Source organism: Pseudarthrobacter sp. J1738, assembly GCF_050490315.1.
GTDB lineage: Bacteria > Actinomycetota > Actinomycetes > Actinomycetales > Micrococcaceae > JBNPEO01.
The window spans coordinates 344907-367272 of sequence record NZ_JBNPEO010000003.1; the positions used below are offsets into that span (position 1 = coordinate 344907).

The window sequence follows — 22366 nt, forward strand, 5'->3', positions numbered from 1 at the left end:
CACCAACCCCGTGACACCAACCCAGTGACACCAACCCAGTGACACTAGCCCCTTCGGCGCCGCCAGTAACTTCTGGCGGCGTTGACAGGGTGCCTCAGCACCGCGGCCCAGTGAGCAAAGGTCGACGGCGGTAGCCACTGAGCGCGCCACCTCACTCCCAGCGGCGCATGAGTGAGCAGAGTTTCGCGAACAGTCTGCGCCCGGTTCGCTTCGGTGTTGCTGGGCCCGTCAGGGCTGCTCACACGGCCGTAAGTGGCGTGTTCAAAGTCTTGGTTGATGGCTTGGACAGCACGGTGAGCGGGGGCATCAATGTTGGAGTCCACCCCCAATAGTCCCGAGCCGCGCAAGCGCCCAGAATAAACTCGTGGCGTCTCATGAGCAGCACGAGGGATACCAAAATCGTGACCCAAATCTTCAAGCTCATGCCAAGCACTAATAGCCAACTCCGCACTCAAAGCAGAGGCGTCGGCCAGTTCGTCGGCAGGCCCCCGGAGGCGACGCGAACGCCGTCGTTCTCTCACCAGGCGCGGTGTAAGGGCTAGCAAAACGGCCGCCAAAAACACCCCAATAGCGATTAACCACGTGCTTGGATCGGTTTTTTGGCTGGGGGCTGCTGCCGCCACGGTGGGTGTGGTGCTTGGAACCGGAGTTGCAGCGCTCGCAGTGGTTGTTGGCCGTGGATCATTAATCAAGCCGTCATTGTTTTCGTCTTGGTTGGTGGAAGCACTAGCTGACGCCCCAACGGTGTAGTCCGGAAGCACCCCGCGCGAAGGGGTCGGCTCAAAGGGAACCCAACCAACACCCTCAAAATACAATTCTGGCCATGCGTGAGCATCACGGGCATCTACGGCATATTCGGCAAAGGGATCTTGGCCAGAGAGTGTCACCTTGTTTCCGGTGAGCCGCCCCGGTGCATAGCCCACTGCAATTCGGCTGGGGATGCCAAGCAGCCTGGCCATCACGGCCATCCCTGAGGAAAAGTGGACACAGTATCCACTTTTTTTGGTCAAGAACTCACCCAGAACATCCAAGCCCGTGCCGTCATAGCCCCCTTGCACCGGTGCATCGAGGGAGTAACTGAACTCTGGCCCCCGCAAATAGTTTTGAATGGCAAGGGCTTTCGCGAAGGGTGTGCTGGCCGATCTCCCTAGCGTTTCAGCCGTCTTGGATACAACTGCCGGAATTCCCGAGGGTAGTTGGGTGAATATCGCTGGAAGCTCGCGGTTGTCAGTGGAAGCGGTGTTCAAATGGGCAGCCGTGATTTTTGGCGCTGTGCTTTCCACGAGGTATCGCTGATTCTCGGTGTTGGTTCCTTGGCCCTTGGCCGTAAGTGTCTCCGGATCCCACGTCCAATCGCCCCGCAGGCCAATGACTTTTGAGGGTGGGTAGGGTGCGGGCAGGTATGGGCTGACAAAATTTCCGGTGTTGATGCTTGTGAGAGATTGGGAAATTTCCAGGCCGGTCTGGTAGACGGGTGGGTCGATCGATTCGAGGCTGGTACGTCGGCTTGAGTTCCGATCATCCGGTCCCCATGTGTCACCGCTAAAGGAATCAATGGTGGTGGAACGCAAATAGAGCGGCGAGGCAGAATCAGTGGCGTAAGTAATTTGCCCGCCGCCGCTGGGGGATCGCAGCGATGAACCTAAAGAGATCATCGGGTTCAGTCCATTGGGTTTGCCCCACTGTGCCAGGCGCGAACCTTGAGGGAAGACGCCCTCGGTGAAGCCCGGGATTGCTAAAGGGACGGCAAGAGTCAGGACCAAGGCTGCGGCTGCGGCAACGCTTGCTCGGCCAAAGTGGCCCGAGGCGCGGGGGCTTTCCGCCTCCATCGCTGCCTTCGGTGCGAACCACTGGCCAACCGCAAGAATCAAAAGGTAACCGCAGCTCCCTGCGATAAATCCCAACCAGCCCACACCGAGGGGTTTGAGCATGGCCGGCACCACCAAAATTGCTATCAAAGCTAAGCCGCTGGTGGCTGGCATGGCCAGAGGGACGGCCAGAGCGTCCACCAAGATGACCATCAGGCCCAAGACCGTACACGTCACAAGAACTATGCCAGCGTTGGGTACAACCGGTGCATTCTCGTTGACAACCGTGGACCCGGCCCTGCTGAGTAGCCTACCAACTTCGGTGAAAGTTTCGGCGGTGGGAATCAGCCCCAGAATGCTGTGCTGGCGGAAGAATATGCTTGTTAGCGTCAAAGCGAGCGCCACAAAAGCGCTCAGGCTCGTGAGCAGCGGCGAAAAGCGCAGGGTTCGGGTGAGAGCTAGCACGCAGCTGAGAATCATTACCACTGTTGCTACGGGCATAAACCATGTCCACCCTCGCATGACTCCATTGAGGGAGAGCGAGCAGCCCAAAATAGCCAAAGCTATAGCACCCGCCATGGCCCATGGGTAGACGCCGGGTTTGGTGCGGGTCTGGTTCATGCCTGGCCACCGGAGGCAGTGGGGAGCGCGGTTGGCCACTGGTCCACTTCGCTCCATACCGCGGGCAACAAAGATGCGGGGCTGGCCAAGGCAACACGCCAACCGGCCAGCCGGAGAACCGTCGCCGCCTCGCCGAACTCTTCTGGACGTTCGGCCACAATAATGGCCGCGGTCAAGGTACTCACACCCGCAAGTTCTGCTAGACGATGGGCTTCCTCCACACCGAGGCGGCCCAACACGGCAACGAGGGGTCCGCGCATCCGGTGGGCAGCCACCCGATTGTAGAGGTCCTCGCCAAAATCCGGGCTGGTAGTTTGCTGGACTCCGCTGCCATAACCCGCCGGGCCGGATCCCGTTGTGCTGCTCACGGTGATTGCAGCTAATGACTCGGCAATCGTGGCTAATCCTGCGGCCCCGCTGAATTCTTCAGCGAGCGGATCTGGAGCCGAGGTGGAGGTTTTGAACCCGGCGGCGCCGTTAGGGGTGAGAACACGAAGAGCGTATTGGCGGGCTATCAGGTGAGCACTTAGTGACATCATCGCCACAACCGCCCATTCAAAGGTTTCGAGTCGCGCCAAGGTGGCGTCGTCGTTCTTGCTGGTGGCAAAGGCACTGTGGCGCTGGTCAAAAATCAGTGTGGCTTCAGCGGCCGTCACCGATTCCTCTTGCCGGACCATCAACTTACCGTGGCGGGCGGTGGCGGCCCAGTGGACGCGTCGCATCGGGTCCCCGTGCCGGTATTCGCGCGTCATTACGTCGTCGTCGCTGGGATTCGCACGGGCCTGAGTTGGTGCGAGCCCTTCGTTGCCACGTGCGCCGTTAAGGTTCAGGGATGGAAGTTCGACGGCGGCCGGGGTCACAGTGAGCAACTCACCGGCGTCCAAGTCGAGTCGATGCATGGACAAACCAAAGGGGTCCGCGAATTCAGCGCTCACTGGGCCAATCAAGAACTGTCCCCGCTGTGCGGAACGCAGCCGGTATTCGTAGCGGCTGGTGCGCGCTCCACGAGCCGAATGAGAAGGGTAAGAAAAGCTCGGCGACTGACCAAAATTTCTTGGCAGCTGCTCTTTCATCACCACCCGTGCACCGCCCGGAACCAACCGGGATACAGACAAGGTGATGGTGGCAGTGGTGTTGGTGTCTGCCATGCCGGGGCGGAAGTCGCGCTGGATGGCGAAATTGGGTTTCCCCCAACGCACACTAGCCAAGGAGATTAACGGCAAAACCAGCAAAAGCACCGCCACATAAAGCAGGTCACGGCGGCCCATCACCCCGGCGGCAAGCAAAGCTACACCGCCAGCGGCGAGTAGCCCCCAGCCCCTTGACGTGAACAGTCCTCTGATTGGCCTAGCCATGTGGAGCGCCGGGATCACTTACTTCGATCATCATCTACCTCGATTACAGGCAAGTGGTTCAGGATGGATCGAAGAATCGTGACAGCGCTCTCGCCAGCACTGGTAGCCTTTCGCTCCAGGATCAAACGGTGCGCTAATACGGATTCGGCGACTTTGACGACGTCGTCCGGAAGCACAAAGTCCCGTCCTTCAAGGGCAGCAGTTGCCTTGGCAGCGCGCAGAACATGCAGCATGGCGCGTGGGCTTGCACCCAAGCGCAACTGTGGACTCTCACGTGTGGCACGGGCCAACTCCACGATGTAATCCTTGACGGTGGCCGAAGCATAAACGTTTTGTACGGTGGCGATCATTCGGGCGATGTCACCGCTATGGACCACCGGGGAGATGCGCTCCAGAGGTGAGGAAGACTGGTGGGTTTCCAACATCTGCAACTCCGCGGCCTTGTCTGGATAGCCCATGGAGATACGTGCCATAAACCGATCCCGTTGTGCCTCTGGAAGGGGATAGGTTCCTTCCATTTCGATGGGGTTCTGCGTAGCCACCACCATAAAAGGCTCACCCAGGGTGTAGGAATGTCCGTCAACGGTGACTTGATGTTCCTCCATACACTCCAGAAGTGCGGATTGAGTTTTCGCTGATGCGCGATTGATCTCGTCCCCAATCACGATGTTGGCAAAAACGGCGCCTGGCCGGAACTCGAATTCATTCGAAGCCTGGTTATAAATCGAGACTCCGGTGACGTCAGAAGGGAGTAAGTCTGGGGTGAACTGGATGCGGTTGACCGAGCAATCGATGCTGCGAGCTAGAGATTTAGCGAGCATTGTTTTGCCCACACCAGGGACGTCTTGCAAGAGGAGATGCCCCTGCGCCAAAAGAACGGTGAGGGCCAGCCTTGCGGCTTCGGGCTTGCCGTCAATCACCGAGTTGATGGCAGCCAAGATCCGTAAAGCGGAGTCGTGAAAGTGGTTCCCAGCGGCTTCGGTAGCTTCGCTGATGTCTGGGCGGTCCACATTTGCCCCATGTGCAGGCAAAGGGGATGGGGCCATGGCACGCGAGGGGGTTTCCATCGGTGTCCTTTCGAGTGATGTAACTCACGGGTTAGACATTTCCCTTCAGACTACTGACTTAGTGGCTGTGGCCATAGCCATTCGTGGCCCTAGGGTTAAGGCATGTGCAATTCTTCAACGCCGAGCCCGTACCAATTGCCTGCTGACGCGCAGACTGCCCCCGTTGGTGATCAGGACCCCGACGTTTCCGGTGTGCGCCCCAAGCAAAGTTCCTCTGGCTCAAAACGCAAGCTTGAATATCCGCCGGCGCCGGCGCCTTTGCCGGTTGCCGTCATTGACAACCACACCCACTTCAACTTCCGTGATGGCTTGGTTGAGGTCAGCGCACGCGAGGCGATGGACGTTGCCGAATCCGTGGGCGTTAAAGCTGTGGTTCAGGTGGGTTGTGACCTTGAATCGTCCCGGTTCACGGTAGAAGCGGTAAACGCCGACGCGCGGCTTCTGGGCGCCGTGGCGATTCACCCTAACGATGCGCCACAGTATGCGGCACGCGGCGAACTGGAAAGTGCGCTCGCCGAGATTGAAGAAATGGCCCAACACCCCAGGATTAGGGCCATAGGAGAAACCGGGCTGGACTTTTTCCGTACCGATGGAGACGAGGACTTGGCTCAGCAGAGGTACTCATTCCGGCGGCACATTGACATTGCAAAGCGTCTTGGCTTGGCACTCCAAATCCATGATCGCGATGCCCACAGTGAAGTAGTCAAAGTTCTCAAAGAAGAAGGGGCGCCGGAGAAGGTCATTTTCCACTGCTTCTCTGCCGACGCTGAGCTGGCCAAGATTTGTAATGAGAACGGCTGGTTTATGTCCTTCGCCGGCACTGTGACCTTCAAAAACGCCGCTGGTATTCGCGAAGGATTGGCGGTGGCTGAGCGCGAATTGATTATGGTGGAAACCGACTCGCCATTTTTGACGCCGCACCCGTATCGGGGTCAGCCCAACGCGAGCTACATGATTCCCTACACGGTTCGCGGCATGGCGGAATTGACAGGAATTGAGCTTTCCGAGCTGGGGCAGTTGCTCTGTGATAACACCGAAAAAGCTTACGGAAGCTGGGAGTAACGCCATCTGAAGAAGTCTGGGAGAGGGGACACGATCCTCCACCAATGCATACTTAGTATGGTGTTTTCTTGGCCGCTTTATAACGCTTCGGTTACAGTGGATAACAAATAGCCGGGGTCGGGGAAGGCCTTCGGATTATTTACTCCTGCTTGAACTGCCCCGCGCGCCCGCCAGATGCTGACTAGATTCATCTAGAAATTCGTCCAAAAGTGCCTGCCACGGGTGGGCCCAAGTTGTGGAGTAAGGCAGCACATCTTTCGAGACGGCGCGCCAGGAAAGCCCTTGCGGTAGATCCTGAACGTGCCGCAGCGATACCACTGTGCTTATCCCCGTGCCCGGACGCTTTCAGAGTTATGGGCAATCATGGTTAAGTTCTTTGCAACGAACGGAAAATTCAGTTTCCTCAAGGTAGGAACCCAAGTAGTAGTGCTTTGCGCACTCGTTTTGGGCATCGTGGCGTTTGTTGGTAACAACAAAACCGTCACCATCAGCGTTGATGGAAAAGTCAGTTCTGTTCAAACGTTCGGCGGCACCGTTGAACAAGTTGTAAAGAACGCAAAAGTTGAGCTGAAAGCCGCCGACCGCGTGAGCCCTGCATTGGACTCCACCGTCAGTAACGGCACAGTCATCAACGTGAACCTCGCCAAACAGGTCAAAGTCAGCTTGGATGGTACGTCCCGGAACGTGCAGACCACTTCACGCAATGTTGAAGGTCTAGTGACCGAGCTCGGTGTATCAACTGCCTCGGCCATCTCGGTTCCCAAGGACATGGAGCTCGCCGTTAGCGGCACCGTAGTCACCATTTCGACGCCGAAGAACGTCGCCATTGTGGCGGATGGCAAAACCACCAAGCGCGTCACCACCGCCACGCTAGTTAGCAAAGTTCTCTCAGACGCCGGAGTAAAACTCGACTCCGATGACACCAGCTCCCAACCGATGCGTGCCGCAGTGGTGAACAATATGGTGATCAAGGTTGCCCGTGTTGACACCACCAAGCGTGCCAACGTGGATGAGGCTGTGGACTTCCAGACTGTCAAGAGCTACAGCAGTGAGTTGTACAAGGGCGAGGAAGAAGTCACCGTTGAAGGTGTCCCCGGAAAACTCACCAAGGTCTACAAGCTTGTTCTGGTTGATGGTAAAGAAGTCAGCCGCACACTCTTGACGCAGAAAATGATCACCAAGCCGGTTGCCGAGCAGGTCACGGTTGGCACCAAGTCCAAGCCCAAGCCTCAGGTTGCGGCAGCAGTTGCAGCCAGCAGCAACAGTGGTGCTGCTGCTCCGGCCATGATGAATGAGGCCATGTGGGACCGGATTGCGCAGTGTGAATCCACTGGTAACTGGTCCATCAACACCGGCAACGGCTACTACGGTGGCCTGCAGTTCGACATCGGTACGTGGCTTGGTGCCGGCGGCGGCGCTTACGCCCCAAACGCAGCTATGGCCACCAAGGCGCAGCAGATCGACATTGCTAACCGCGTTTACGCTCAGCGTGGTCTGTCCCCGTGGGGCTGTGGTTGGGCTGCTGGAGCCTAAATAGCTCCTCATAGTTCGGTGCAAACCGAACATTGAATAGCGATGAGAGAAGTGGGCCGGGCCGGTTGGTCCGGCCCAGTTCTGTTTAGTCACCGCTGACGGCCCATTTTGTGGGGAGACGATACGATACCTAGGTGACTGAAGCCATCCCGGATCCCGCTACGAACTCCGTCCCGAAGACTGTTGCGCCGGCTCCGCTGTTCGGAGCTGCGGATATTCGTCGTCTTGCCGAAGAGCTAGGTGTCCGGCCCACAAAGACATTGGGTCAAAACTTTGTGATTGATGGGAACACCATTCGTCGAATTGTGGCTGCCGCCAAGATAGATCCAGCGGAGACGGTCCTTGAAGTTGGTCCGGGCTTGGGCTCACTCACCCTGGGCTTGTTGGACGCAGCCGCAGCGGTGGTAGCCGTTGAGATTGACCCAGTTCTGGCCAATAAACTCCCCGAGACGGTAGCTAAGTGGCGTCCCGAAGCAGCCAAGAATTTTGAACTTATTCTCTCCGACGCTATGAAGGTCACAGAGCTTCCGGGGCCACCAACAGCAGTAGTCGCGAACCTCCCTTACAACGTTGCGGTGCCAGTGGTGCTCCACTTGCTGGAGCACTTCCCTTCCATTCAGCATGGCTTGGTGATGGTCCAGGACGAGGTAGCAGACAGGCTTGCCGCCGGCCCGGGCTCAAAGATTTACGGAGTCCCTTCGGTCAAAGCTGCGTGGTACGGGAACATGCGCAAAGCCGGAGTGATTGGGATGAACGTTTTCTGGCCAGCCCCCAAAATCCACTCTGGCCTGGTTGAATTCGTCCGCGGAACTCCACCAGAGACCCGTGCAACCCGCAAGGAAGTTTTTGCCGTGATTGATGCGGCCTTTGCCCAGCGCCGCAAAACCTTACGCGCTGCGCTCTCCGGTTGGGCCGGCGGCGGAGCAGAAGCCGAACGGTATTTAGTAGCTGCCGGGGTAGATCCGAGTGCTCGTGGCGAAGTCATTGACATCAACGCTTTTGCCCGGATCGCTGAAGCCAAATTGCCGCTTGAAGCATAACCTCAAAGCATGAACAAAAACCTGAGCGTCGTGGGACGAAGCGTTAGCGTGCGAGCTCCTGGGAAAGTAAACGTCTCGCTCAAAGTTGGTCCGCTTCGTGACGATGGCTACCACTCGGTGGCAAGCGTTTACTTGGCTGTTTCCCTGTATGAGGAAGTGACAGCGACTGCTACGGCCTCGGATCAGATTACGGTCTCGATCAATCCGGCTAGCACCCTGGACTTGGATGGTGTGGACATTCCACTCGACGAGCGGAACCTTGCCTACCGTGCTGCTGCACTGATGGCGGAGGTATCAACGGAATCCACTGGGGTTCACCTGGATATCCTCAAACGAGTCCCGGTTGCAGGAGGTATGGGTGGCGGCTCAGCGGATGCGGCAGCTGCGCTCTTGGCGTGCAACACACTCTGGAACGCGGGTCTCTCACGGGAAGAGCTCGCTGAGCTGGCTGCAGAACTGGGCGCAGATGTTCCCTTTGCGCTTTTGGGTGGGGCTGCAGTTGGGCTGGGCGTCGGCGATAAACTCACGCCCGCTCTAGCTAAGGAACCGCTGGAATGGGTGCTGGTGGGTGCAGGTTTTGGTTTGTCCACCCCCGCTGTGTTTGCCGAGCTGGACAGGCTGCGGGCGAGCGAAGGACGGGACGTAGAACCGCCACATGAAGTTGATGCGGCAATAGTCCAAGCCGTGCGGGCCGCAGATCCTCAAGCGCTGAGTCAAGTGTTAGTAAATGACATGCAACGGGCAGCGATTTCTTTGGCCCCGCAGCTCAAAGAGACCATCGGTTTGGGGGAGTCATGGGGCGCATTGGCTGGGATTGTCTCAGGTTCTGGCCCCACTGTTGCACTCTTGATGCCGGGCCGCGGGGATGCTTTGGAAATGGCAGAACGCTTGCGTCATGCCGGCATGGACGCCCAAGCCGTACACGGCCCAGTTCATGGCGCGCGAATTCTCAGCGACACCCAGCGCGGCTGAGGCGATTGCTCCGGTACCGTAGAGGGGGCCCGGAATCTGATCCGTCGCCCAGCGATTGTGGAAAGTGGTAGTTGTGGCTCACCTGCTCGGCGGCGAAAACCTCGCCGTATCCTTTGCAACCCGAACCATCTTGGACGGGGTCACTCTGGGCCTTGAAGAGGGCGACCGGATTGGCATGGTGGGGCGTAACGGCGATGGTAAATCAACGCTGATGCGCCTGCTTGCTCAACGCAGCACCCCCGATTCTGGCCGTGTAACCAAGCGTAGAGACGTCAACGTTGGTTACCTGGACCAGAGTGACGTCCTAGACGGCGAATTGACAGTGGGCGCCGCCATCGTGGGGGATCAAGCGGATCACGAATGGGCTTCCAACCCGCGCATTCGCGAAATTATGGGTGGCCTGGTTGAGGACGTGGATTGGCACGCGAACGTCCACACACTCTCCGGTGGCCAAAAGCGTCGTGTTGCTCTGGCTAAGTTGCTCATTGAAGATCACGACGTGATTATGCTTGATGAGCCCACTAACCACCTCGACGTTGAGGGTGTTGCTTGGCTGGCTCGTCACCTCAAGACACGTTGGCGTGCTGACCAAGGCGCGTTCTTGGTGGTTACTCACGACCGGTGGTTCCTCGATGAAGTGTGTAACTTCACGTGGGAAGTTCACGACGGCATTGTTGACCCGTTCGACGGCGGATACGCCGCCTATGTTTTGGCGCGCGTCGAGCGTGACCGGATGGCCGCCGTCGTCGAAAATAAACGCCAGCAGCTGGTGAAAAAGGAACTTGCGTGGTTGCGCCGCGGTGCGCCGGCACGTACTGCGAAACCTAAATTTCGGATCGAAGCGGCGAACGAACTGATCGCGGACGTTCCCGAGCCCCGTGATTCCCTGGCGCTGAACAAAATGGCCACTGCGCGCCTCGGAAAAGACGTTCTGGACCTCGAAAACGTTTCGCTTACCCGTCTAGCGGCGCCCGGTTCTAACGACGCCGGAAAACCGCTTTTTGAGAACATCACCCTTCGTTTGGCGCCGGGTGAGCGCTTAGGCATTGTCGGGGTTAATGGCGCCGGTAAAACGACGCTGCTCAAGATGCTCAACGGCGAGGTAGCACCAACGTCCGGTCGCCTCAAAAAGGGCAAAACCGTTGTCACAGCTGTTCTGACTCAGGAGGTCAAAGAGCTCGATGAGCTTGCTGACTTGCGTGTGGTTGAGGTGATTGAACGTGAGAAACGGACATTCAGCGTTGGTGGCAAGGACCTCAGTGCCGGTCAACTCGTGGAGCAATTGGGCTTCAGCAAGGAAAAGCAGTGGATCCCGGTCCGGGACCTCTCCGGTGGTGAGCGTCGTCGTTTGCAATTGCTGAGACTCTTGGTGGGTGAGCCCAACGTTTTGATGCTCGATGAGCCCACTAACGACCTCGACACTGACACCCTTGCCGCCGTGGAAGATGTTCTGGATGGTTGGCCCGGGACGCTGGTAGTGGTCAGCCACGATCGGTACCTTTTGGAACGAGTGACCGATCACCAGTTGGCGCTGCTCGGCGATGGACAACTGCGCGGTCTTCCCGGCGGTGTTGACCAGTACTTGGAACTGCGTGAAGCAGCGCTGAGTTCTGCCACGGGAACCAACGGAGCTTCTGCGTCCAAAAATGCGAACGCCAAGGATTCCGCTCCCGCGGGCCCCTCAGAGTCGCAGAAACGCGACGCCCGCAAGGCGTTGAACCGGCTTGAGCGCCAGTTGGGCAAACTCGCCCAGCAGGAAGAAAAGTTCCATGCCCAACTGGCCAGTGCATCAGAGTCCGGCAACGCAAAAGCCCTGTCAGAGGCCAACGCCAAGCTTCAGGAGCTGCAGCGAGACAAAGAAGGCTTCGAACTCGAGTGGATGGAAGCCGCCGAAATCCTCGGCGAGTAAGAACGCGGGCCGCAACAAGGCGGTAGCCGGTGTCCTCCGGAAGTGTGCGTCTAAGCGAGGAACGAGCGAGCACACGGAGGAGTGGCACCAGCTACCGCCGGTCCTAACCACCCGCCGTCGAACGCCAAGCCCTAGTCCTCGAGGTGCAACTGCGGATCCTTCTGCAGCCCGGTGAGACCGTTCCAGGCCAGGTTCACTAGGTGCGCGGCAACTTCGCGTTTGTCTGGGCGCCGTGAGTCCAGCCACCATTGGCCAGTCATCGCCACCATGCCCACGAGCATTTGGGCGTACATGGCGCCGTCGTCTGAGCTGAAGCCGCGTCGGGCGAATTCGTCCGAAAGGATGTATTCCACGCGCGCCGTAATCACGGACAGCAGGGTGGAGAACGCACCTTCAGGTTGCGACGGGGGAGCGTCCCGCATCAGGATCCGGAAACCGTCGGTTCGTTCTTCGATGTAGCTCAGCAGTGCAAGCGCCGCGCGTTCCAAGAGAGCCCGCGGTTTGTCTTCGGCCGAGAGAGAATCGGTGATGCTGCTGAGCAGGATGCGGAACTCGTGTTCCACCACTTGGGTGTAGAGGCCTTCTTTGGATCCGAAGTGTTCGTAGATGACAGGTTTGGACACCCCGGCTGTAGCCGCAATCTCTTCAATGGTGGTGCCATCGAGGCCCCGAGCGGCAAAAAGTCCTCGCCCAATTTCAATTAATTGCGAGCGTCTTTGGCTTGCCGTCATACGAACACGGCGGGCCTGAACACCGGCCGTGGAAGGTGCTGGGGGCCGTGGATTGTTGGTGCTCACCCTTCAATCATGCCCCATTCAAAGAGGGCGAGTCGCAATCAGTGCCTCCGGCATGGCAAACTATATTCCTGTGTGCGGAGGCCAAGCGCTTTCACTGCACACATTCCGCTCTGGTGTAATGGCAGCACCCCGGCCTTTGGAGCCGTGGAGTATAGGTTCGAATCCTATGGGCGGAACGAACATGCTATGCCGGATGTGGCCGGGATTAGTCCGGGTTCGGTGCGGGATAAGATGGTCGTGTTGCTTGATTTCGGTAGTGGTGAAGCTACGCCGGAAAGCTAAACGAACCTCTTGAGCTAGGAGCTTTATCCGTGATGACCACCGAATCCGGTGCTGCCGCTGTTATTGTCCTCGCCGCCGGCGCCGGTACGCGGATGAAATCGCGAACCCCCAAGATCCTGCATGAAATCGGTGGCCTGTCTATGGTGGGCCACGCTATCAACGCAGCACGGAGAATCAATCCTGAAGCATTGGCTGTGGTGGTTCGCCATGAACGCGACCGCGTTGCTGAACACTTAAGTAAAATTTCCCCTGATGCCTTGATCGTTGATCAGGATGACATTCCCGGCACTGGCCGTGCCGTTGAAGTTGCGCTTGACGCGCTTGACGCCAACGCTCCCCTTGAAGGCACAGTGGTGGTTACCTATGGCGACGTTCCGCTCCTGACGAGTGAGCTTTTGCAAGAATTGGTTGCTACTCACAACACTGACGGTAACGCCGTTACGGTGTTGTCGGCGGTTCTTGAGGACGCTACTGGGTACGGACGAATTCTCCGGGCCGAAGATGATTCTGTTGTGGGTATTCGGGAGCACAAAGATGCTTCGGAAGCTGAGCGAGCCATCACGGAGGTCAACTCCGGAATTTACGCTTTTGATGCGGCAATTTTGCGTGAGGCGCTCAAAAAGATCACCACGGAAAACGTTCAGGGCGAGAAGTACTTGACTGATGTTCTTGGCTTGGCCCGTGAGGCTGATGGGCGTGTGGCCGCTGTTGTCACCACGGATCGCTGGCAGGTTGAAGGCGCCAATGACCGTGTCCAGCTCTCTGCCTTGGGTGCCGAATTGAATCGCCGTACTGTTGAAGCTTGGATGCGTCAGGGCGTTACGGTTGTTGACCCCAACACCACATGGATTGATTCAACAGTTCGTCTTGAAGAGGACGTTCGAATCTTGCCCAACACGCAACTTCACGGCACCACCACGGTGTCCCGGGACGCCGTCGTTGGCCCCGATTCCACGCTGACCGACGTTCAGATCGGTCAGGGTGCAAAGGTGACACGCACTCACGGAAGTGGCTCGCAGATTGGCGCAGGCGCTTCAGTGGGGCCCTTCACGTACCTTCGGCCTGGCACCGTGTTGGGTGAGGTTGGCAAAATCGGCGCCTTCTACGAAACAAAGAACGTCACTATTGGCCGAGGGTCCAAACTTTCGCATTTGGGCTACGCCGGAGACGCTGAAATTGGCGAAAACACCAATATTGGCTGCGGAAACATCACAGCTAATTACGACGGCGAGAAAAAGCATCGCACTGTCATCGGCTCGGGCGTGCGGACAGGTTCTAATACCGTCTTTGTGGCACCGGTAACTGTTGGAGACGGCGCTTACAGTGGTGCCGGAACAGTTATTCGCAAGGACGTTGCGGCCGGTGCGCTGAGTGTGAATGTGGCGCCGCAGCGTAATTTCGAGGGCTGGGTGATTGCCAACCGACCGGAATCGGAATCGGCACAATTGGCCAGTAGTGCACAAGAAACATCTATGCAGGGCGATTCAACGGAAGAGGGCAACTAAAGATGTCTGAAATTACCGCTACTGGCGAGAAGACGATGGTTCTGGCAAGCGGCCGGGCCCATCCCGAACTCGCTCGCGAGATCGCTCAAGAACTGGGCACCGAGTTGCTTCCCATCGATGCCTACGACTTCGCTAATGGTGAGATCTACGTACGCGCAGGCGAGAGCGTGCGCGGAACCGACGTGTTTGTGATTCAGGCCCACCCGGCACCGATGAACAACTGGCTGATGGAGCAGTTGATTATGATTGACTCCCTCAAACGTGCCTCTGCCAAGCGCATCACTGTTGTTTCACCGTTCTACCCTTACGCTCGTCAGGACAAAAAGGGCCGGGGTCGCGAGCCTATTTCTGCCCGCTTGGTTGCAGACCTGTACAAGACCGCTGGTGCTGATCGCATTATGAGTGTTGACCTGCATACCTCACAGATCCAGGGCTTTTTTGACGGCCCCGTTGATCACCTTATGGCTATCCCGCTCTTGGCTGACTACATCCGTACCAAGGTGGGCGCTGACAACGTCACGGTGGTTTCCCCTGACACTGGACGTGTCCGTGTTGCGGAGCAATGGGCCGAGCGTTTGGGTGGCGCTCCGCTGGCGTTTGTGCACAAGAGTCGCGACCTTACCGTCCCTAACCAGGCCGTTTCCAAGACCGTTGTTGGTCAGATCGAAGGCCGTACCTGTGTGCTGATTGATGACATGATCGACACCGGTGGAACCATCTCCGGCGCTGTAAAGGTACTCAAGGATGCCGGAGCCAAAGACGTTATTATCGCTTGCACGCACGCTGTGTTCTCGGATCCTGCAGCTAAACGTCTCGCGGAGTCCGGCGCCCGTGAAGTAGTGGTCACCAATACCTTGCCCATTGACGCTGATAAGCGTTTCCCGCAGCTGACAGTGCTTTCTATTGCACCGTTGATCGCCCGCGCGATTCGCGAAGTGTTCGACGACGGTTCGGTGACGAGCCTGTTCGACGGCGCCGCCTAAACAATTGTTGTTCCGGCAGGGTCTCAGCGTAAATGCTGGGGCCCTGCCTCGTTTTTGGGGGATGCGGTAGAGCTGGTAGGATTTACTCGATACCTTGGCGAGGGAGAAGTTCGGAGCAATCCGGTACTAGTCTCCGTGATCGACTGGGTCTGAAACTCCTTCAAGCAGCCACAATCTGGCCGGCGTAGAAGGTCGCATACAGACCTCCGCCCTTGCTGAACAACCAACGTCGCACCACAAGAGCTGCTTCGAAATAACCTTTTGAAGATTTCTGCTCGCGCGGCCCAGTAACTCAAGGAGAGCCACATGGCTGACATCAAGCTTGAAGCACAGCTTCGCACCGAATTTGGTAAGGGCTACGCACGTCGTGCACGTACCGCCGGCCTCATCCCGGCCGTTATCTACGGTCACGGTGCTGAGCCGTTGCACGTAAACCTGCCCGGCCGCGCAACCACCTTGGCCGTGCGCGCAGCTAACGCCCTGCTTCATTTGGACATCAACGGTGAAAAGCACCTCGCCTTGGTTAAGGATGTTCAGCGCGACCCGATCAAGCAGATCATCGAGCACATCGACCTCTTGACCGTTAAGCTCGGCGAGAAGGTTACCGTTGACGTTCCTGTACACGTTACCGGTGAAGTTGCTCCGGGTGCTGTAGCTAACCAGGAAGCAATGACCATTTCCCTCGAAGCTGAGGCAACCCACTTGCCGACCGCCATTGAGGTAGACATCGAAGGCCGTAAGGCTGGAGAGCACGTTTACGCTTCGGACTTGGTTCTGCCGAAGGGGTCAGAACTTTTGGCTGACGCTGAGACCCTGATTGTCAATGTCTCTGAAGAGGTTGACAACGAGGCCGAAGCAGATGAGGCAGCTGAAGAAGTTGCAGCACCTGTTGAGGCTACTGAAGAGGCTGCAGCAGGGTAATTCTGCCCAACGCACACTGATTCACCACCTCCGGCCGGGACTGACACAGTCCCGGCCGGAGGTTTTTGTACGGCAGGGCTGCCCGTGAGGCAAGGACTGCCGTGAGCACACACCTAGGATGGAACGTATGACTGACAAGTGGCTTGTTGTGGGCCTTGGAAATCCTGGGCCCGAGTATGCAGGCAATCGCCACAATGTGGGTCAAATGGTATTGGACGAGCTAGCCGGGCGAATCGGCGGCTCCTTTAAAATACACAAGGCCCGGGCTCAAGTAGTTGAGGGCAGGCTAGGTATTGGCGGCCCACGAGTGGTTCTAGCCAAGCCGATGAGCTACATGAACCTCTCTGGTGGCGCTACCTCGGCACTGGCGCGCTTTTACGACGTGGCCCCTGAGAACGTGGTGGCGGTTCACGACGAGATCGACATCCCCTTCGCTAGCCTCAAGCTCAAACTCGGTGGGGGAGAGGGAGGTCATAACGGTCTGCGAGACATCTCGAAAGCATTGGCAACAAAGGAATATTTGCGTGTGCGCGTTGGAGTGGGCCGCCCGCCAGGCCGTATGGACACCGCCGACTACGTCCTCAAAGACTTCTCCTCAACGGAGCGCAAAGAGCTGCCTTTCCTGATCGACACTGCGGCAGACGCCGTGGACCTTCTAGTCCGTGAGGGTCTACTCGCCGCACAGCAAAAATTTCACGGAAGCGTTTGAGACAAACATCCATTGTTTGGTTCAGCGGCCTGTGGTAGTTTAAGCTTCAAGCGCCACCTGACCGGGCATGATTAGTGTCCGGCTGCCGAGAACACGGACCCTGGCCGTGGAGGGCGCCCCACTTGGGGGGGTGGGCTCAGAAGGCGGCGTGATGGATTTGCGGCACGTGCAGGGCACCATCCCCATAGGGATGATTCCGACGTCCTTGCCCACATTAGGCATGGCTGATCGTCGGCAATGGACTTCCCTTGCCCGAAAAGCTGCGCTGGAACAGACAATCCAAACCCTGAGCATCAGTGATGAGCACTTTGGCGTTGTGATTTGTGGCGGACCCGGGATGGGGAAATCGGTTTTCGCGAGGACCCTAGCGACTGAACTCTCCGGGACCACCCACGTTGTGCACCTTTCGGGCGCGGACTCCCGATGGCTGCCGCATTTTTCACAAGTTTCGCACCTTTTAGCTAGGCTTCCAGACGCCTCGGACTCGCACCGGGATGTGGTTGCAGCACTAGCCCACATGATCCTCAGTGACGCGGCCGGCAGCCCTGTGTTGTTGATTGTGGAGGACGTCCAAGACATGGATGACCTAAGCACGGCAGTGGTGATGCGCTTGCTACTGGGCGGTTCGGCAAAGCTAGTGGCCTGCGTTCAAGAGCTTGCCCACTTACCACTGGATCTGGTGGATCTTTACAAGGATGGGCTCCTACAGGAGCTCAAGTTCGCACCTTTGGAATCTGACGAAATTTCAGCGTTGCTCTCAGCCGTGTTGGGAGCCCCCGTTTCTCGCACAGCAATCACAATATTTTCTCACGCCAGCGGTGGAAGCCCTTTGGCGCTGCAAGCGATGGTCGTGGAGCAACTGAACTGTAACAACTTGTATTTGGCCGGTGCTGTGTGGGTCTTGCGCGCTCCCGTCATCGCGCATCCTGATGGACCGCTGGATGAACTGGTTCGAAGCCGGCTTGCCGAGGAACCGGAGGATGTGCGTGAGGCCCTCGAATGGTTGTCCTTACGCCGGCGGGCGCCGGTTTCCGACTTGCTCAAACTTGTGGGTCCAGCAACGGTTTCAGTGATGGAACGCTCCGGTTTGCTGAGCATTGTGGACGACGGACGGGCGTGGGTAACACTTTACGAACCGTATATAGGCGTGGCAATCCGCGGATGGATGGACTCATGGCAGCGTAGATCCTTGTACAGCAAGGTCTCCAACGTACTTGCTGGCATCAGTGAATCAGCAACGCCGGCGGAGCTGATGAGCTTCGCGGAATGGACTTTGGAATGCGGCGAGTCGCTATCATCACGTTTTGCGCTCAAGGCAGCCCAAGCTGCTAATTCCCTGTTCCATCCAACATTGGCGATTGCGTGTACTGAGCAGATCACCCAAAAAAATCCGGAATGGCTCGGTGCGGCGCTAGAGCGCGCTCGAGCTTACGGAACGCTTGGGGACTACCGAGGTGCCGTCATTGCCCTGGATGAGGTTTCTCGCGAACGACTAGATTCCGCGCCACCGCTGGCCTACGGCAGACATGTCTTGGATCTGTGCAGCGCACTGTTAGAAATTGACGGCGGCTACGCTCGAGTAGACAGTGCGCTGATGGCCGCTGAAACGCGGCTAGGGGATCCGGCCGATCCACGAAATGGCGGCGATTCGCGCGCACGTGATCAAGCATTATTGATGATCCGGCTCGCTAAGTTGCAATATCTCGTCCACCGCGGTGGCCTTGCCCAGGCAGTGCCACTGCTCGAAGAAGGCTTCCAGAAGCACGGCACGAGCGACTTTGGCCTTGGATGCGCAAGTTTATTGGCGTATTGCTGGACTATTGTGGGCCGCGAAATTGACGGCGTAGCCCTAGCCAATGACATCAAAGCAAGAGTCAATGCTTCTGATCTACCGCCCTACGTTCGCCGATGGCGTGAGAACGCCGTGTACACCGGCCTGCTGTGGTCCGGAGAGTGGACGGAATGTCTTGACGGGCTGAAGACGTTTATGGACAGCCAATCAACGCTCACCTTCGAGCGCGGCGGTGAGACCGAGCTGGCCCTGGGGTTGGTGTACACCTACGCAGGCCGGATTGATCGAGCGATCGATGTACTGCGTGCTGCAAATGCCTTGTTAGCAGAAGGAGTTCGCGGATCCTCCTACGGTCTCTCGCTATCGGCACTAGCCTTCGCCTATGCCCAAGCTGGTGATGTCCGCGAGGCCCGCTCGTTCCTTGAACAGGCTTCCTTACAAACAGAACCAAAGGGCTGGCTTGCCCAATGGACGGCCGGGTTCTGCGTCCAGATGGCGCGCCGATGGTTGCGAGACCCGGGTGCCAAACAATTGCTTATAGACTCCGCGAACGAGGACATAACGGCGGGCCGGATGGTCACGGCATCCATGTCCCTATTTGGAGCCACCGTTCAGGGAAGCGACGCCGAGCTAGCACTTCTCCAAAGTGTTTCAACTCAGCGTCAGGGCCGGATGGCCCGCGTGAATGCATTGGTGGCAGAAGGTAGCCGCCATAAGGACGCCGGAGCGCTGATGAGAGCTGCTGGAATCGCTGCCGAGCTGAGGCTCGACGTGGTGGAATCCCGTTGCGTGGTGCTGGCACTGGACGTAGCCTTGGCCTCCGGAGACACCACCACGGCCAAACAAGCACAGCGTCGGCTAGATGCTCTTACACCGCGGCTGCCCGGACTTCCCTTGTCCCCCCATAGCCAGGGACCAGAGCTTACTGAACGCGAACGGCAAGTGGCTCGCTTGGCTGCCCAAGGGATGAGCAACAAAGAGGTTGCCACCCACCTTGAAGTTTCGATTCGCACCGTTGAAGGACACCTGTATCAAGTGTTCACTAAGCTAGGCATCACCTCACGAAGTGGACTTGGTGATGCTGGAAACTGGTGACTTAGCCGTGGCACAGATGCCGAGCGAACAATGGCACGATTACAGCGGTGTCCTAGCAGGGGTAACAGCAGCGATCAGCTCACCGCACTGCTGGGCTGTTTTCCTTGTGGGATCTCCGGGGTTAGGCGCCACAAGCCTGCTAAATCAACTCAACCGCAAGCCAAGCGTCGGCAGACATATCGTGGACGTTCGAGCCACTACAAGCCTGTCCACTGTGGAGTACGGCGCGCTGGCACCATTCCTGCTTGGCCTGACACCAGAGGATCTGGAGCTGCCGCAGTCGGTGTTACGCGCACTGCGCGAACAGCTAGGACTGGGGGACCCGAACGTGGAGCCAGCGTTGATCCTGGTAGACGACGCCCACACCTTGGACCCCTCGAGCGCTGAAATTTTGGCTCATATAGTCCGGGCAGGTTGGGCAAAATTGGTTGCCAGCGCTTCGCCATATCCCGGCATTCCTGGCCCGCTACTGCGTTTTTGGATCGACGGCGCCGCTGAACGTTTTGACCTGCACCCCTTGAGCAAAAAGGACGCACAGGAATTCTGTCAAACCCTCCTGGGTGGTCCGGTTTTGCGAAGCACAGCGCAACAAATGTACGCCGAAAGCAACGGAAATCCTCTGTTTCTCAAAGCCCTCGTGGAGGAGGCTCAAGCGTCCGGGGAACTCGAAAAACGTCGCGGCATATGGCTCAATCAGGGCATTACGGGGATCCGTCCACCCAAACTGGCTACCGTCGTCGAACGTTACCTTCGTGACCTCACACCTTCCGAGCGCGAGTGTCTTGAACTTGTTGCCCTCGCCGAACCTGTGGAACGGCACCTGATTGAGGCGCTTACGGGCGAACGCGAGACGCGCAGACTCGCGGAAATCGGTTTCATTTCCACAACAGCGGAATCCGTGTACGTCGGACAAGGAAAACCTGCGCCGCTAATAAAGCTCACCATTCCAGTGATCGGCGAGCTCCTGCGTAGGACAACTTCACGTGCGCGAAGTCTGAACTGGCATCGTCGCTTCCGCTTACATGCCGGTTACGACGGTGGCGGGGAAATGGGCTTAGTGCGTCGCGTTACCTGGGCTCTGGACAGTGGTTCGGAAGTTCCTGACGAGCTGATATTGCGAGCAGCGGTTATTGCTTGCAATCTCTTCGAGTCTGAACAAGCCGTCCGTCTGGCCCCAGCAGTCCGGAACCACGAACTTTCCTCAGAAACTAGCGCAGTGCTAGCTCGTGCGTATTTCAACCTTGGCAGTTTTGGTGAAGCGTGGGCATTTTTGGGTTACGGGGGGCCCAGAATGTCAGTGGCAAATAATCCACAACATCGGCCAACAATGTTTAATAGTTTGCTGCGGGCCGGGATTCGTATGGCCTTGGGTCAGGCCCCAGCGCAGCTAGCGGCGGATGCGGCAGCATTGCGTGAATCGGGGAGTAACAGCGGGGCGGATGGTGTCTCGGATCTAGTGATTGAAGGCCGAGCCAGCGTAATAGAAATGATGGGGCAGTCGATATCTGGTGACTATGCCGGAATGTCTAGAATCCTGGGCGGATCAGGAGCGGAGTTGGGAACGGATAATGACTCGCCCGATGACATCCTCAATCAGGCTTTGATGTGTGCCCTTGATGCGGAACGGCTATGCGCGCAGGGCGCCCCAGTCAAAGGACAGGCAGCGGCTGCCGAAGCAATCGCGCTTTTGGAGAATTATCACAACGAAGCATTCGTATTGCACGAATGGATTGCCCTAAGGAGCATTATTTGTGCGCTTTTTGCTGGCCACTGGGATGCTGCCACAGCGCAAGTAGAGGGCTACTTCGCGTCTACAGCTGGCGTGTCAGCAGCGCTTAGCGGAGGGGACTACACGATCAGAGGGTTTATTGCAGTCCGCCGCGGTAGCTTCCCAGAGGCCTTGGAAATCTTAGAAACCGGGATGGAAGCGCTCCGGGTTTTGGATCCGCAGCAAATTTTTGGTGTGTGTGCTGGGCTGGCAGCCTATTGTGCAGCCCGTGATGGTCAACTGCAACGTGCAAGCAACTTGCTCGCCGAACACCAGCGAGATAGTAGCAAAGGAGTTTATCTACTGCGATTCATGGCTAATGCCTTTGCGGCGGCCGCACGCGAGTACATCGTATCGGCGCAGAACAAGGATTCGCTGGCTAGCGATATTTTGGGAAACGATCCATCAAATTACGGCACAAACGGGGACGGACTGTCATTGCTACTCGGCCTGGCTGCGGAAGCGAGGAGCAAAGGTGCAGGGATGCTGGAAATGATGGCACTAGACCTTGTCATGGACTTGGGCGATCGGAGCGAAACGCAGCGTTTTGTGGCCCTAACTGCCGAGGTCGAAGGCCCTTGGGCGCAGGCTCTGCACGGCTACAGTGCAGCGCTGGCCACAGGCAATACTGACGGACTGTTAACGGCAGCCGCGAGCCTCCAGCGAGCCGGACTCGACGGGCTGGCCGCCGGTGCATATGCCGAAGTCCTCAACGAGCTAGGGACCGGCTCCAACCGAGAAGCACGTCAGTGGGCACGTTCTGGCCTTGCTGCCATCCGGCCGGAGGCCAGCGCACCTACAGCCTTAACAAAGCGCGAGAAGTTGGTAATTTCCCTAGCCCGTCAAGGTCTCAGCGACAGGGACATTGCCCAGGAGCTCCAACTGTCTGTCCGAACCGTTGAGGGGCACCTGTACCGCTCCTACATCAAACTCGATATACCCGGGCGGGAGTACTTGGCCCATCTGGAAGAGCACCAAATTCAGTGACATATTACTAGCTGTTGGTATCTACTCTTCGCGTTCCGTGCGTTATCTGGGTGGTGGTACTTAGCAAATCCGAGTACTCACTACTGGTGCGCAGGCCGGCACCTCCCTGCTTAGCTACTTATGGGGCAAGCGACTTCTTAGGAAGTCGGTGAAGGCTATG

At 57.7% G+C, this 22366-nt stretch carries 15 protein-coding genes and 1 tRNA gene; 12 read left to right on the forward strand and 4 right to left on the reverse strand.

Annotated elements, in window-relative coordinates; all coding sequences use genetic code 11:
* Positions 1 to 44 precede the first annotated feature (44 nt).
* From ACQR35_RS07440 to ACQR35_RS07450, 3 genes are read right to left on the reverse strand one after another with little or no spacing between them, the layout of a single operon-like run.
* Positions 45 to 2429, reverse strand: a complete 2385-nt coding sequence (locus tag ACQR35_RS07440) for a transglutaminase TgpA family protein (protein ID WP_430269665.1) — start codon at positions 2427 to 2429, stop codon at positions 45 to 47.
* Positions 2426 to 3784, reverse strand: coding sequence for a DUF58 domain-containing protein (locus ACQR35_RS07445; protein WP_430269666.1), 1359 nt, complete (start codon positions 3782 to 3784; stop codon positions 2426 to 2428). The genes ACQR35_RS07440 and ACQR35_RS07445 overlap by 4 nt, the downstream gene beginning before the upstream one ends.
* Positions 3785 to 3798: 14 nt before the next feature.
* On the reverse strand, positions 3799 to 4851 hold the full coding sequence (locus ACQR35_RS07450; protein ID WP_430269667.1) for an AAA family ATPase: 1053 nt from the start codon (positions 4849 to 4851) through the stop codon (positions 3799 to 3801).
* A 102-nt stretch (positions 4852 to 4953) separates the two neighbouring features.
* Between ACQR35_RS07450 and ACQR35_RS07455 the strand changes: the two genes are divergently transcribed.
* The 5 genes from ACQR35_RS07455 to ACQR35_RS07475 all read left to right on the forward strand — a co-directional run bounded on the left by ACQR35_RS07455 (position 4954) and on the right by ACQR35_RS07475 (position 11367).
* The gene (locus ACQR35_RS07455) at positions 4954 to 5913 is read left to right on the forward strand and encodes a TatD family hydrolase (RefSeq protein ID WP_430269668.1); all 960 of its coding nucleotides are present in this window, start codon (positions 4954 to 4956) and stop codon (positions 5911 to 5913) included.
* Positions 5914 to 6276: 363 nt separating this feature from the next.
* Positions 6277 to 7446: a transglycosylase family protein gene (locus tag ACQR35_RS07460; protein ID WP_430266961.1), complete on the forward strand. Its 1170-nt coding sequence runs from the start codon at positions 6277 to 6279 to the stop codon at positions 7444 to 7446.
* A gap of 146 nt (positions 7447 to 7592) precedes the next feature.
* Positions 7593 to 8486, forward strand: coding sequence for a 16S rRNA (adenine(1518)-N(6)/adenine(1519)-N(6))-dimethyltransferase RsmA (gene rsmA / locus ACQR35_RS07465; protein ID WP_430267037.1), 894 nt, complete (start codon positions 7593 to 7595; stop codon positions 8484 to 8486).
* 9 nt (positions 8487 to 8495) lie between these two features.
* Positions 8496 to 9458 (forward strand): 4-(cytidine 5'-diphospho)-2-C-methyl-D-erythritol kinase, encoded by a 963-nt coding sequence (locus ACQR35_RS07470; protein ID WP_430269669.1) that lies wholly within the window; start codon positions 8496 to 8498, stop codon positions 9456 to 9458.
* Between the two features lie 73 nt (positions 9459 to 9531).
* Positions 9532 to 11367: an ABC-F family ATP-binding cassette domain-containing protein gene (locus tag ACQR35_RS07475; protein WP_430266963.1), complete on the forward strand. Its 1836-nt coding sequence runs from the start codon at positions 9532 to 9534 to the stop codon at positions 11365 to 11367.
* Between the two features lie 131 nt (positions 11368 to 11498).
* Here ACQR35_RS07475 and ACQR35_RS07480 read toward each other — a convergent pair whose 3' ends face one another.
* Complete coding sequence (locus ACQR35_RS07480; RefSeq protein WP_430267038.1) at positions 11499 to 12098, reverse strand: TetR/AcrR family transcriptional regulator; 600 nt, start codon at positions 12096 to 12098, stop codon at positions 11499 to 11501.
* Positions 12099 to 12268: 170 nt separating this feature from the next.
* Here ACQR35_RS07480 and ACQR35_RS07485 point away from each other — a divergent pair.
* The 7 genes from ACQR35_RS07485 to ACQR35_RS07515 all read left to right on the forward strand — a co-directional run bounded on the left by ACQR35_RS07485 (position 12269) and on the right by ACQR35_RS07515 (position 22206).
* Positions 12269 to 12340: transfer RNA gene (locus ACQR35_RS07485), tRNA-Gln, on the forward strand.
* Positions 12341 to 12478: 138 nt separating this feature from the next.
* Positions 12479 to 13951: a bifunctional UDP-N-acetylglucosamine diphosphorylase/glucosamine-1-phosphate N-acetyltransferase GlmU gene (glmU, locus tag ACQR35_RS07490; protein ID WP_430269670.1), complete on the forward strand. Its 1473-nt coding sequence runs from the start codon at positions 12479 to 12481 to the stop codon at positions 13949 to 13951.
* Between the two features lie 2 nt (positions 13952 to 13953).
* Positions 13954 to 14934, forward strand: a complete 981-nt coding sequence (locus ACQR35_RS07495) for a ribose-phosphate diphosphokinase (protein ID WP_430266965.1) — start codon at positions 13954 to 13956, stop codon at positions 14932 to 14934.
* 306 nt (positions 14935 to 15240) lie between these two features.
* A complete protein-coding gene (locus tag ACQR35_RS07500) occupies positions 15241 to 15855 on the forward strand; it encodes a 50S ribosomal protein L25/general stress protein Ctc (protein WP_430266966.1) in 615 nt (204 codons plus the stop codon).
* A gap of 127 nt (positions 15856 to 15982) precedes the next feature.
* Positions 15983 to 16564 carry an aminoacyl-tRNA hydrolase gene (gene pth, locus ACQR35_RS07505; protein WP_430266967.1) on the forward strand — a complete coding sequence of 194 codons (582 nt, stop codon included), beginning with the start codon at positions 15983 to 15985 and terminating at the stop codon, positions 16562 to 16564.
* A 151-nt stretch (positions 16565 to 16715) separates the two neighbouring features.
* A complete protein-coding gene (locus ACQR35_RS07510; RefSeq protein WP_430269671.1) occupies positions 16716 to 19451 on the forward strand; it encodes a LuxR C-terminal-related transcriptional regulator in 2736 nt (911 codons plus the stop codon).
* Positions 19435 to 22206 (forward strand): LuxR C-terminal-related transcriptional regulator, encoded by a 2772-nt coding sequence (locus ACQR35_RS07515; protein ID WP_430269672.1) that lies wholly within the window; start codon positions 19435 to 19437, stop codon positions 22204 to 22206. Before ACQR35_RS07510 ends, ACQR35_RS07515 begins: the two co-directional genes overlap by 17 nt.
* The last annotated feature ends 160 nt before the right edge of the window (positions 22207 to 22366 follow it).